This window comes from Frankia gtarii, assembly GCF_025403375.1.
Classification (GTDB): domain Bacteria; phylum Actinomycetota; class Actinomycetes; order Frankiales; family Frankiaceae; genus Frankia; species Frankia gtarii.
Window position 1 is genome coordinate 19,269 of the sequence record NZ_JAMPTM010000046.1, and the last position, 12,407, is coordinate 31,675.

8 protein-coding genes and 2 pseudogenes are annotated in these 12,407 nt (G+C 71.7%); 1 reads left to right on the top strand and 9 read right to left on the bottom strand.

Features of this window, described 5'->3' with window-relative positions; all coding sequences use genetic code 11:
- Positions 1-153: 153 nt before the first annotated feature.
- From NBZ83_RS09785 to NBZ83_RS34285, 7 genes and pseudogenes are all read right to left on the bottom strand, one after another.
- On the bottom strand, positions 154-1,170 hold the full coding sequence (locus NBZ83_RS09785; RefSeq protein ID WP_261565343.1) for a polyprenyl synthetase family protein: 1,017 nt from the start codon (positions 1,168-1,170) through the stop codon (positions 154-156).
- Positions 1,167-2,921 carry a hydroxysqualene dehydroxylase HpnE gene (gene hpnE, locus NBZ83_RS09790; RefSeq protein ID WP_261565344.1) on the bottom strand — a complete coding sequence of 585 codons (1,755 nt, stop codon included), beginning with the start codon at positions 2,919-2,921 and terminating at the stop codon, positions 1,167-1,169. The genes NBZ83_RS09785 and hpnE overlap by 4 nt, the downstream gene beginning before the upstream one ends.
- On the bottom strand, positions 2,918-3,829 hold the full coding sequence (gene hpnD, locus NBZ83_RS09795) for a presqualene diphosphate synthase HpnD (RefSeq protein WP_261565345.1): 912 nt from the start codon (positions 3,827-3,829) through the stop codon (positions 2,918-2,920). The genes hpnE and hpnD overlap by 4 nt, the downstream gene beginning before the upstream one ends.
- On the bottom strand, positions 3,826-4,818 hold the full coding sequence (gene hpnC, locus NBZ83_RS09800; RefSeq protein WP_261565346.1) for a squalene synthase HpnC: 993 nt from the start codon (positions 4,816-4,818) through the stop codon (positions 3,826-3,828). The genes hpnD and hpnC overlap by 4 nt, the downstream gene beginning before the upstream one ends.
- 439 nt (positions 4,819-5,257) lie before the next feature.
- A complete protein-coding gene (locus NBZ83_RS09805; protein WP_261565347.1) occupies positions 5,258-6,094 on the bottom strand; it encodes an SDR family NAD(P)-dependent oxidoreductase in 837 nt (278 codons plus the stop codon).
- Between the two features lie 1,044 nt (positions 6,095-7,138).
- Positions 7,139-8,005: a TetR/AcrR family transcriptional regulator gene (locus NBZ83_RS09810; RefSeq protein WP_438803136.1), complete on the bottom strand. Its 867-nt coding sequence runs from the start codon at positions 8,003-8,005 to the stop codon at positions 7,139-7,141.
- Positions 8,006-8,134 (bottom strand): annotated as a pseudogene (locus NBZ83_RS34285) (TetR family transcriptional regulator); the annotation flags it as partial. It lies immediately after the preceding gene.
- A 159-nt stretch (positions 8,135-8,293) separates the two neighbouring features.
- On the opposite strand from NBZ83_RS34285, the gene NBZ83_RS09815 reads away from it, so the two are divergent.
- The gene (locus NBZ83_RS09815; protein ID WP_261565349.1) at positions 8,294-10,582 is read left to right on the top strand and encodes an MMPL family transporter; all 2,289 of its coding nucleotides are present in this window, start codon (positions 8,294-8,296) and stop codon (positions 10,580-10,582) included.
- A 127-nt stretch (positions 10,583-10,709) separates the two neighbouring features.
- On the opposite strand, the gene NBZ83_RS09820 is transcribed toward NBZ83_RS09815, so the two are convergent.
- Both NBZ83_RS09820 and NBZ83_RS09825 read right to left on the bottom strand, forming a co-directional pair.
- The gene (locus NBZ83_RS09820) at positions 10,710-12,077 is read right to left on the bottom strand and encodes an aspartate aminotransferase family protein (protein WP_261574805.1); all 1,368 of its coding nucleotides are present in this window, start codon (positions 12,075-12,077) and stop codon (positions 10,710-10,712) included.
- A gap of 83 nt (positions 12,078-12,160) precedes the next feature.
- Positions 12,161-12,407, bottom strand: a pseudogene (locus tag NBZ83_RS09825) (hypothetical protein); the annotation flags it as partial.

Sequence of the window (12,407 nt, forward strand, 5' to 3'; positions counted from 1 at the left end):
GATCGCCGGTTCGTCCGGCAGTGCGGCCCGGTGGGTCCGCCCGGCGGTCGGGCCGTGGCGGGGCGCCGCCCGGCCTCCCGGCATCACCCCGGCCTGGAACGGGGCGGCGGGTGGACCAGGCGGCATGGGCGCCTGTGCTCACCTGCGGCCTCCTCAGCGATCGCGCTCGGTCACGAAGCGGGCGAGGGCGAGCAGCTCCGCCTCGACCGTGGCCGGCATCGACAGCGAACGCAGCACGTTCTCGCACGCCTTGAGCTGCCGGTCGGCCTCGGCGGTGGTCCAGTCCCGCCCGCCCGCCTGTTCGATCAGTTCGGCGATGTGGGCGAGTTCGGCTTCGCTCGACTCCCCGGTGCCGACGAGGAAGGCGCGCAGTTCGTCGGCGGCGCTGCCGCCGGCCTCCAGCGCGACCACCACCGGCACGGACTTCTTGCGGGAACGCAGGTCCGACAGCACCGGCTTGCCGGTGACCGCCGGGTCGCCCCAGATACCGAGCAGGTCGTCGATGAGCTGGAAGGCCGTGCCGAGCCGAGAGCCGTACTCGGCGAGCGCATCGACCATCTCGTCCCCGGCGCCGGCAAGCACGGCGCCGAGCGACGCCGAACAGGCCAGCAGCGCGCCGGTCTTGCCGTCCTCCATCCGCAGCGTGTCGGCCACGGTGACGTCGGAGCGGCTCTCGAACATCAGGTCCTCGGCCTGGCCGCGGACCAGGTCCTGCACGCCGGCGCCGAGGATCAGCGCCGCACGTCGGGCGGCCTCCCCCTCGACCTCCAGCAGGACCTGGGTGGCGAGACCCAGCAGGGCGTCGCCCGCCAGGATCGCGCCGTCGGCGCCGAAGACCGTCCAGGCCGTGGGCCGGTGGCGGCGTTCGGTGTCGCCGTCCATCAGGTCGTCGTGCAGCAGCGAGAAGTCGTGCACGAGCTCGACGGCGACCGCGGCCGGCAGGCCGACCTCCGCCGACGCACCGGCCGCCTCGGCGGACAGCAGCGCCAATGCCGGGCGGACGAGCTTGCCGCCACCACCGGGCAGCGGTTCGCCGGCGGCGTCCACCCAGCCGCGGTGGTAGGCGACGACGTGGCGAAGGCGCGGGTGCAGGCGGTCCACCACGGCGCGCAGCGCCGGCACGGTAAGGGTCCGCCCCCGCTCGATCGCATCCGGAACCGTCATGGTCATACCGGGAATCCCCCTGTGGATGAGTGCCCTGGCTGGCCGGTGGGCACCGGCCCGGTGACCGCCTTGGTTGCGGCGGTCACCGTGTTCTCCCCCCGTGGATCCGGAGAATCCGACGAATCCGATGCATTCGGTGCAACCGCTTGATCCAGCAAAAGCGAGGTGGTTGATGAGTGGGTGGTATGCGTGCTCGGCGCCTCATCGGCGCTCTGCCTCGGAAGGACCCGAGCCGGTGCAGGCGATCGCCCGGCAGCCTTCCGATCTCCCTCGGCGGACCCAGCCAGCCCGTTGACGACGACCCCCATACCGGCCAGGCTCTCACGGGTTGCAGCGAGTCCGCTACGCACAGCAGATTCCATGGTCGCCGGCCAACCGGTGTCGGTCCACGTGCCGGCCAAGGCAAAGCCGGGCAGTCCGGTCGAGGTACCCGGGCGCAACGCGAGCGAACCGGGCGCCTGCCGGAAGGTGGCCGTGCGCTCCCGGGTCACGAAGACCTCGAGCGGCGCGGCCGCGCGGGCGGCCGGGAACAGCCGTGCCATCTCGTCGACGAACAGGGTACGTAGCTCGTTCGCCGACCGGTCGATCCACGGCTCGGCAGCCGACTGGGACAGCGCCAGGTACTGGGCACCGGGCGGGCCGGAGGCGGCGAGGCCGGACGAGATGGTGCGGTCGAAGATCCACTGGATCGGCGAATCGACGACGGCCAGGAACGGCCCCTCGATCACCTGCCGTGGATAGATCATGTGCACGTTGATGATCGGCGAGTCACCGAGTTCGCGCAGCCGCGCGGGCTGCGGGCCGGCGCCGGCCGGCAGCAGGTCCGCCGCTGCCGGTGGCGGCACCGCGAGGACCACCGCGTCGGCGCGCAGCCTGCCCGCGGCGTCGGTGCCGGGCACCGCCTCACCGCGGTTGGTGCCACCCGCGGTGACGGCCAGCTCCCAGCCGCCGCCCGCGGCGGTGATGGAGCGAACCTTGGCCCCGAGATGCACGTCGGCGCCGGCCGCGGCCAGGGCCGCCATCGCCGCGTCGCCGTGCAGCCGGGCCAGCGGGACCTCCGCCCAGCCGAGGTCACCGGCGTCGGCGCCGTCCAGCAGGCCCGTGCGCACGACCTTCGCCGCCAGGCCCAGCGAGGCCTCGGCAGCCGGCGCGTTCAACGTGGCCACGGTGAGCAGCTCCCACAGCGCCTTCGTCGCCGCCGGGCCCTGGCCGTGACTGGTCAGCCACGCGCCGAACGACCGCTCGTCCACCGCCGCGGAGCGCTGGTCGAGGCGGCCGAGCTGGAAGGCCGCGAGCCCGGCGCGCAGCCGCTCAGCGAACGGCAGCGCCCGGTAACCGAGCAGCGCCGGGGCCAGGTGCAACGGCGCGGGCAGGCGGACGCTGGTGCGCCGCAGCCGGGTCCGGGTGAGCGAGTCACCGAGGAGCACCGGAACGTCGAGGCGGGGCTGCAGCGTGGTCAGGTGCTCCACCCCGAGACGCGCCAGCAGCCCGCGGTAGGCGGTGCAGCAACGCATGAACACGTGCTGACCGGTGTCGATCCACAGGTCGTTGCGCCGGAACGAGGTCGTCTGGCCGCCCAGGCGCGGCCGGGCCTCCAGCAGCGTCACCCGCGCGCCGCTGTCCACGGCAAGCAGGGCCGCGGCCATCCCGGCGAGGCCGCCGCCGACGACAACCAGGTGCGGTCGGGAGCCGCCCCGGCTCGCCGCCGCACCGGCCGCTTCGGCCCCGGCGGCCACATCACTCGTCCCAGCGGTCATGCCGCGCTCGTCTCCGGCCGCCCGGCGAGGCTGCGAGCGGCGACAACCGCCTTCTGCCAGCCCGGCAGCGCAAGTCGGCGGTCCAGCACGGCGGCCGGATCGTTCTTGATCCGCCGGTTGAGCCGCAGGTAGATGCCGGCCATCGCACCGCAACAAGCCGCGCTGCGCCGATCCAGCAGGTCGAGCAGAACCATTCCCCGCTCGTACCATTCCTCAGCGCGCTGCGCCGAGGACCGTAGATAGCCCAGCAGTGCCGTGGGCGGGCCGCCGAGACGACCGCTGGCATCCACGACGAGCTCGATCCCGGCGGCCTTGAGCTCCTGCGCCGGCAGGTAGATGCGCCCGCCGAGCAGGTCCTCGCGGACGTCACGCAGGATGTTCGTCTGCTGCAGCGCCACGCCGAGGGCGTCGGCGATGGCCGGGGCGGCACGGTCGGAGGCAGCCTGCTCGGTGCCGAAGATCCCCAGCGAGAGCCGGCCGATCGTGCCGGCGACGAGCCGGCAGTAGCCGACCATGTCGTCGAACGTGTCGTAGGTGGTGCCGTGCACGTCACTCTCGACGCCGTCGGCGAGTTCGATGAACGCCTCCAGCGGGATCGGGAAGCGCCGGGCGGCGTCGTCGAGGGCGACGTACATCGGGTCGGAGCTGCCCGCACCCAGATTGTTGATCTCGGCCCGGACCCGGGCCAGCCCGGCGAGCTTCTCCTCGGGCGGCAGGTCCCCGTCGCCGACGTCGTCCAGGTGGCGGGCCAGCGCGTAGACGGCGCTGAGCGCGCCCCGTTTCTCCGGGGGCAGCAGGCGGATGCCGTAGGAGAAATTGCGCGCCGCCTCCTTCGTCAACGCTTCGCAGGCGGCGTACGCCTCGGCGACGGTCGGTCGGCTCACCGGGTTCGACACCGGGCTGCTCATCGGCCCTCCTCCGAGGCTCGCCGGGCCGCGATGCCGGTCGCGCTGGTCGCGGTCGCGACCGCCGCGGCAGTGCGGGCCGCAGCCGGCGCTCCCGGGGCCGCCGACTGGGCCAGCGCCACCAGGGCGAAGCGGGCCATCCGCGGCTTGGGGGCCTTCGGCGGGCCGCCGAGCACGTCGTAGTCGGCGCGACGGATCGCGTCGAACGCCGCGCGGCCGCCGCCGACGAATCCGGCCAACGCCAGCTTCAGCCGACCCGACACCGTCGAGATCAGCGGAGCGCCCTGGTCCATGACGGTGCGGGCCCGGCTGACCTCGAAGGCCATCAGGTGGCGTACCGCGGAGCTCGCCACCCGCGCCCGCAGATCGTCCTCGGTCACCCCGAAGGTGTCGAGATCCTCCTGCGGCAGGTAGATGCGCCCGGCGGCGAGATCCTCGGCGACGTCCTGCCAGTGCTCGGCGAGCTGCAGCGCGGTGCACACGCGGTCGGAGAGCACGACCCGGTCGGGGGTCGCCAGTCCGTACACGCCGAGCACCATTCGGCCGACCGGATCGGCCGACAGGGTGCAGTAGCGGACCAGGTCGTCGAACGTCTCGTACCGGGTGACCCGCTGGTCCTGACGGTTGGCCTCGACGAGCCGCTCGAAGGGCTCGGCGGGCAGGTCGCAGGCGTGCACCGTGCGCGCGACCAGGCGCAGGACGGGCAGCTCCGGCTCACCGCCGGTCCAGATCACCGACAGATCCTCGGAGAGGCGGTCGAGCAGGGCGAGCCGGTCGCCCGCGGCCTCGTCACCGATGTTGTCGACGAACCGGCTGAAGGCGTACACCGCGTTGAAGTGGGCGCGCACGGCTGCGGGCAGGACGATCGGCGAGACCGGGAAATTCTCCGCCGGCGCGGCACGCAGCAGGTGTTCGGGGGGCGTGGACAGGCCCGTCGCGCCCGACGGCGCAGGCGTGCGTGATGGGCCGGTTGGGGCGTCGATGGCGGTCATACGCCTCTCCTTCGATGACGGTCTGCACTCCGGGCGCGGCGTGCCGGGCTGGGGCCCCCGCGGATGCCCCGACCGGCGCCGGAACCCGGCCGGCGCCGGGAACGTGGACGGCGCCGAGGTTCGGCGGGTTCTGCGCTGGCGACGACCCGGTCCGCCGACGGGACCAGGGCGCCCGATCGCACCGGATGGTCATGGGCGCGTCTCACGCGGACCTGCTCGGCAGGTCCAGGCGGACCGGCTCATGCGACCGGTCCTGACAGGCGCGCCGTGCCACCACCCGGGTTACGGGGGGCGCGGGGCCGACGGCGCCCTGCGCCCCCGGCCCCACCCCGGCGCGTCTGCCACCGACGACCCGAAGGCCGCCGGGGCTATGGTCGGTGTCACTCACCCCCAGGTGGCGGCGACACAGGCCAGCCGGCAGGACGCGCCCAACGCCGGATCATCCGAAGACACCCGCCAGCTTGCGGTACAGCGACGGCACCGCGCCATGGACTCGTACCGCTCCAAGCAGCCAGCCAGGCACCCAGACCTCCGCGCTGCCCCGTCCCGCTCCCGCCAGCATGCGCTCGGCGACCAGCGCGGCCGGGATCGGCCGCGGCCATCGCCGCACGTACGGTGCGCCACGGCGGTGGAAGAACGGGGTGTCGACGACGCCAGGTAAACACAATGTCACCGTGATGCCGCGTCCAGCGACTTCGGCCCGCAACGCGTCGGCGAAGCCGACCATCGCCGCCTTCGTCGCGGAGTAGGCCACCTCGCCGCGCACGCCGAGCGCACCGGCGATGCTGCCGACGATCAGAATGCGCCCCTGCCCACGATCCAGCATGGCCGGCAGCATGGCCCGAACCAGCGCCATCGGCGACAGGACGTTGACCGCGATGAGTTCCGCGATCGCCTCCGGCGACATCATGTCGTACGGGCCCGCGGCGCCAAGCCCGGCGGAGCACACCAACAGGTCCACATCGCCGAGCAGTTCACTGGCCCGGGAGGCGACCGCGACCTCCGAGCCGGCGACCGACAGGTCGACGGAGATGCGGTGCCCCTCCGTCGCGGCGGCGACCTCGTCCAGCGCCGCACCGTTGCGGCCGACCAGCAGCGAGCGGCAGCCACCGGCGGCCAGCAACAGGGCGGTTTCCCGGCCGATGCCGCTGGAAGCGCCGGTCACGACGGCCGTTCGAGGTGGCCAGGTGGCGGGGGTCGTCCCCGTTCGCGCGGTCCGGTTGGTGAGGACGGTCAACCCTCCCTCACGGAAAGCAGGCCGGGACCGTGTGCTCATGACACACCACTTCCGGTCGTTCCTTTCACGCAGCTCTCCCCCGCGGGCACTGGTTGCACGTCACCTACTGCTTTCCCCACTCATCTCGCCCCGCGTCGCGAGGTGGCCCGACCGAGCATGATCGGCATGGTCCGATGGCACGAGCTCTGCCGTCGGACCACCGCATCGACCACACTCGATGGCCATGCCGATCCGGACAGCTACTGCTTCTCAGGCGTCGGACTCCAGGACCCCGGGCGCGTGAGCGCCACCGAGTCCACGACTCCCACCATTTCACCGCCCCGCCGCCGGATCGTCCATGGTCAGATGGGCGACATCGGGCGGGCGGATCACATGCGCGGCTCCGGACTCCCTATCACACTCCCTCTGTCGTGACTGCCCCCGCTATCGGGGCTGCCCCGCTATCACGACCGCGGGTGCGGCCCGATTTGACGGTCGTGCGATGGATTCGGGATCTTCTCCTGGGACGCGTGAACTACTTCACCCGGCCGGCCGGGTATTGGGGTGATTTCCCACCGCATTGCCTACGCCGGATTTACCCGGCGACGACCCGCTACCGTCACCACGACCTCACAACCGACAAGCACGGGTCCACCACGTCGGGTGTCAGTACCCTGCCGCCAGTCCGATCCGGTTGCCACCGGAGCCACCCGATCGGTGCACAGGTTCATCGGTGGATCGTTCCCGCGCCGGATCGAGCCGAGCTGTGACGTACGCCGGACAGGCTGGTGGGGCATCGTCCGAGCACTGATCCATCCTCCACACGACGACCACCCTACCGCCTCCGACAAACGTGATCGAAAGCGGCATTTGCCCGAACCTAATGGACGGACCGCCGGGTGTGGATATCACCCACAGCGGTGACCTCCGACACATTGGTCCCGAAGATGCATCGCGAGAGGTCCGACAGTGGCCGCGACCACGACGACGTTGGCACGTTCGGTGGTCGCCGGGGGTGCCGACCACCCCAATCGGACACGCGACCGAAACAGACGATCACCCGAGCAAATGCGGTTCAATCCACCCACGCATCCAACGGATGGACTACCCCGGGTGGATACCCCGCCGGCTTTGGCCCACCGATCCCGATGATCCCGCCGCCGTGCCCGCGGGAAGCGCGGCCGAGGAAGAAACCGATGACGCGGGCAGTGCCGCGGATGTTACGAATTCCACGCACGATCCGGTGGTCGCAGCGAGTCGGACACCCTCGCCCGCGGCCGAGCGGCAAGCCGATCCCGGCAACCGGGGCGCCGGATCCTCGGCGCCAAGCGCGGCGAACGTGGCGGCCACGATCTCGCGCCGCTCGGCGGCGGAGATCAGCGGAGGCATCCCCTGCGGCAGCCGAGCGACAGCGGTGCGCAGCGCCGCCGTGCAGAGCTGCTCCCCACGGCCGGACACACCGGGCAGGCCGGACGACCCACCGAACACGACCGGCGCCTCACCGAGGATCACTCCGACCCCGGCTGCGCCCTCGGCCCGGGCACCCTGAGCCTGGGCCTCCTCGGCCTGGAGCTGGGCCCCCTCGGCCTCGAGCTGGGCCTGGGCGCGCTCGAACGCCATCCCGAGAATCCCCGAGCGCAACGCTCCGAGCGCGCAGTGCGCCCGCAGCAGTCGGAGGTCCGACGGTTGCGGGCCGGCGAGCGCCCGGACCAGGGCCTGCTGCAGGGAGACCATGTCGCTCTTGCCGATCTTGCGGTGGATCACCGAGGGATCGTTGACGAAGGCGAGCAGCACGCCGCCGGGACCGGCCATGACGTCAACTAGCCGCTCCAGCAGGAGCAGTGCGCTCGGCGGCGGGGACTGTCGGACCAGCTCGACCAGCCGGCCCAGTTCGGAGACAAACGGCTCCAACAGCGCGTCGAGGATCGTCTCCTTCGACGAAAAGTGATAATAGAGTGCTGCCTTCGTCACGCCGAGTCGCTCGGAGATGTCCCTCACAGACGTGCCGGCATACCCTTGCTCTGCAAAGAGACTGATCGCGGCGGCGAGGATGCGTGACCTGGTATCGCTCGCTGACCCGGGTGATGTTGGCTCGACCATGGCAGCCCCACACCCCTCCGATCGAGTCCGCGCCGAATGTTACCCTCAACCTTACCTACTAAACGACCGGTAAGTTTCCAGGTAGCAGGCCACCACTGCTGCAGATCAAGACGTCGCAGGTGACGACACCGACCGATCATCAACGTTCGAGGGGAAACCGTGGCATCGCTCGCCCGTTGGTGCTTCAGGCACCGCCGGCTCGTACTGCTCCTATGGATCGTCGCGATTGTCGGCCTCGGGGGGATCAGCCAGGCAGCCGGAAGCGACTACAAGGACGCCTTCTCCCTGCCCGGCACCGACTCACAAAAAGCGATCGACCTGCTGCAGCGTGACTTTCCGGCGGCTTCGGGAGACAGCGCCACCATCGTGCTGCACAGCAAGAACGGCACCGCCATCACCGACCCGGCCCTGCGCGCGCCGGCGACGGAGATGCTCGCCAAGCTGACCAAGGTCCCGCACGTCACGGACGTCGGCAGCCCCTACGGCCCGCGCGGGGCCTCGCAGATCAGCAAGGACGGGCTCACCGCCTTTGCCACGGTCGACTTCGACCTGCAGGGCATCGACCTGGCCAAGGACGACATCCAGCAGCTCGTCGACACCGCTCGCGGCTACGACTCGAACACGCTGCAGGTCGAGGCGACCGGCCAGGTCGTGTCGATCACCGAGCAGGCGAAGCAGAGCTACAGCGAGCTCATCGGCATCGTCGCCGCGGCGATCATCCTCTTCCTCGCCTTCGGCTCGCTGCTGGCCGTGACGCTGCCGCTGATCACCGCCATCGTCGCGCTCGGCGTCGGCAGCCTGCTGATCATCCTGCTCTCGCACGTGCTCACCATCGCCGAGTTCAGCCCGGTCCTCGCGACTCTGATCGGCCTCGGCGTCGGGATCGACTACGCGCTGTTCATCGTCAACCGGCACCGCATCGGCCTGCGGGCCGGCAAGTCGCCTGAACAGGCCGCGATCACCGCGGTGAACACCTCGGGCCGCGCCGTGCTGTTCGCCGGCATCACGGTCTGCATCGCGCTGCTCGGCATGTTCGCCCTCGGGGTGAGCTTCCTGTACGGCGTGGCGATCTCGGCGGCCGTGGCCGTGGCGATGACCATGGCGGCGGCCGTCACGCTGCTGCCCGCCCTGCTGGGCTTCTACGGCATGCGGGTGCTCAGCAAGCGCGATCGGCGCAAGCTCGCCGACACCGGCCCGGAACACGAGAACGTCGCGGGCTTCTGGTGGCGTTGGGCCAAGGGCATCGAGCGCCGGCCCCGCCTGTTCGCCGTCATCAGCGGCGTGGTGATCCTCGTCATCGCGATCCCGTTCTTCTCGCTGCGACTCGGCTCGTCCGACCTCGGCAACGGCGACTCGGCCAAGACCACCAAGCGCGGGTACGACCTGCTCGCCGACGGCTTCGGCCCCGGCTTCAACGGGCCGTTCACGATCGTCGCGGAGATCAAGTCGCCGCAGGACACCGCCAACCTGAACGCCGTGGTGAAGGCGGCCCGCGCCACCCCGGGCGTCGCGTCGGTGTCGGAACCGCGGCCGAGCCCGAACGGCCAGGCGTCGATCGTCTCCCTGTATCCGACGACCAGCCCGCAGGACGAGGCCACCTCGAAGCTGCTGAACAAGCTGCGCGACGACGTCGTCCCACAGGCCAACCAGTCGAACACCGGGATCTACGTCGGCGGCATCACGGCGATCTTCGAGGACTTCTCCAGCACGCTGTCGAGCAAGCTGCCGCTGTTCATCGGCATCGTGGTCGTGCTCGCGTTCCTGCTACTGGTGGCGGTCTTCCGAAGCCTGCTGGTGCCACTGACCGCGTCCGTGATGAACCTGCTCGCCGTCGGCGCGGCCTTCGGCGTCGTCGTCGCGGTGTTCCAGTGGGGCTGGGGGGAGTCGCTGTTCAGCATCAGCGGCGGCCCGGTCGAGGCGTTCATCCCGGTCATCCTGTTCGCGATCCTGTTCGGTCTGTCCATGGACTACGAGGTGTTCCTGGTCAGCCGGATGCACGAGGAGTGGACCGCCCGGCGGGACAACCGGCTGGCCGTCTCGCTCGGCCAGGCCGAGACCGGCCGGGTCATCTCCGCCGCCGGCGCCATCATGACCCTGGTGTTCGCCTCGTTCATCCTCGGTGACGAACGTGTGATCAAGCTGATGGGGCTCGGGCTCGCGAGCGCGATCGTGATCGACGCGTTCATCATCCGGACCATCCTCGTGCCGTCGCTCATGCACATCTTCGGCAAGGCGAACTGGTGGGTGCCGGCCTGGCTCGACCGGATCCTCCCGCGGATCTCGGTCGAGTCCGCCGACGACATCGAGGAGCTGCAGCACATCCCGCTGCCCGCGGATGCGTTGTCCGCGGCCGGCCAGCCGATCGGCACCGGCGGTCACGTCCGCCCGGTCCCCGGCCAGCCGGCGCGGGAGGAGGACAGCCCCCGCGCGGGGGAACCCACCCGCTGAGCGACCCGCCGGGGACGCCCCCGAGCAGCGGGCATCCCCACGCGGACCGATGAACCGGGGCCCCGGCAGGCACGTGTCTGCCGGGGCCCCGGCGCGTGCGGGGGTGCGAGCGGTGCGGGGGGGGTGGTCAGCTCGTGGTGAAGCCGTCGGCGACCGTCAACGCCTCGTCGAGGATCGCGAGACCGGTCCGCACCTCCGCCTCGGAGATGGTGCACGGCGGGACCACGTGCACCCGGTTGAAATGGGTGAACGGCCACAGGCCGCGCTCGCGGCAGGCCGCGACGACCGCACCCATCGGGGCCGCGGCCGGGCCGGCGGCGTTGAACGGCACGAGCGGCTCGCGGGTGGCACCGTCGCGGACCAGCTCCACCGCCCAGAACACGCCGAGCCCGCGAACCTCGCCGACCGACGGATGGTCGGCCGCCAGTTTCGCCAGCTCCGGCCCGATCACCTCGGTGCCGAGCATCCGCGCGTGGTCGAGGATCCCCTCCGCCTCGAACGCCTCGATCGAGGCGACCGCGGCGGCGCAGCCCAGCAGATGCCCGGAGTAGGTCAGCCCACCCGGGTAGGGGCGCTCGGCGAAGGCGTCGGCGAGGTGCGGGGCGAGGATCACCCCACCGAGCGGGACGTACCCGGAGTTCACGCCCTTGGCGAAGCAGATCAGATCCGGGACGACCCCCCAGTGATCGACGGCGAACCACTCGCCGCACCGGCCGAAGCCGGACATCACCTCGTCGGCGATGAAGACGATGCCGTGGGTGTCGCACAGCTCACGCACCCCGGCGAGGTACCCCTGCGGCGGTACCAGGATCCCGTTGGTGCCGACGACCGGCTCGACGATGATCGCCGCGATCGTCGCCGGACCCTCCAGCGCGATCACCTCCGCGAGATGGGCGAGCGCGCGGCGGGACTCCTGCTCGGCGTCGACAGCGTGGAACGGCGAGCGGTACAGGTAGGGCCCGAAGAAGTGCACCACGCCGGGGATCCCCGGCTCGCTGGGCCAGCGCCGCGGCTCCCCGGTCAGGGTGATCGAGCCGCCGGTCGCGCCGTGGTACGAGCGGTAGGCAGCGAGGATCTTGTGGCGGCCGGTGGCGAGCCGGGCGATGCGCACCGCGTTCTCGGTGGCCTCGGCCCCGCCGTTGGTGAAGAAGACGCGGTCGAGGTCACCCGGCGCGCGCTCGGCGATGAGCCGCGCGGCGCGGGAGCGCACCTCGTGGGCGTGGAACGGCGCGACGGTCGTCAGCGCGCGGGCCTGCGCGGCGATCGCCTCGACCACCGCCGGATGCTGGTGGCCGATGTTGGCGTTGACGAGTTGCGAGGAGAAGTCCAGGTAGCGCCGGCCGGACTCGTCCCAGAACCAGCTCCCCTCGGCACCGGCGACCACCAGTGGGTCGAGGGCCGCCTGAGCCGACCATGAGTGGAACACATGCCGACGGTCGTCGAGGTACGCCTCGCTGCGGCCGGCGACGCCGGGGGTGGCGGAGGTGGTCGTCATGGGATCGGGGTCCTCTCCTCGTCGTCGGCGTCCCGCGGGTGGGACCGCCCGGTCCGGGCGGACGCGCCACGGACCATCGGATCTCACCGACGCCGGGAGCGGGGGCGCCGTCGATGTGACGGCTGAGACGCTGTGACCTCCCACACCGCGCAGAGCATGCCGGTCGGATCGGTGCCGGCCGGATCGCCGGGCAGCGGGACGGCGGCGACGGCCGCGGTCACCGCCGTGGTGGTCGACAGGGCGGCGTCGGTCATCCGCCGGCCGCCGGGGCGATCGGGCCCGCGGGGGGCACGGCGGGAGGCCTCGCCGACGGCGCCGAGGTCGCCGGGG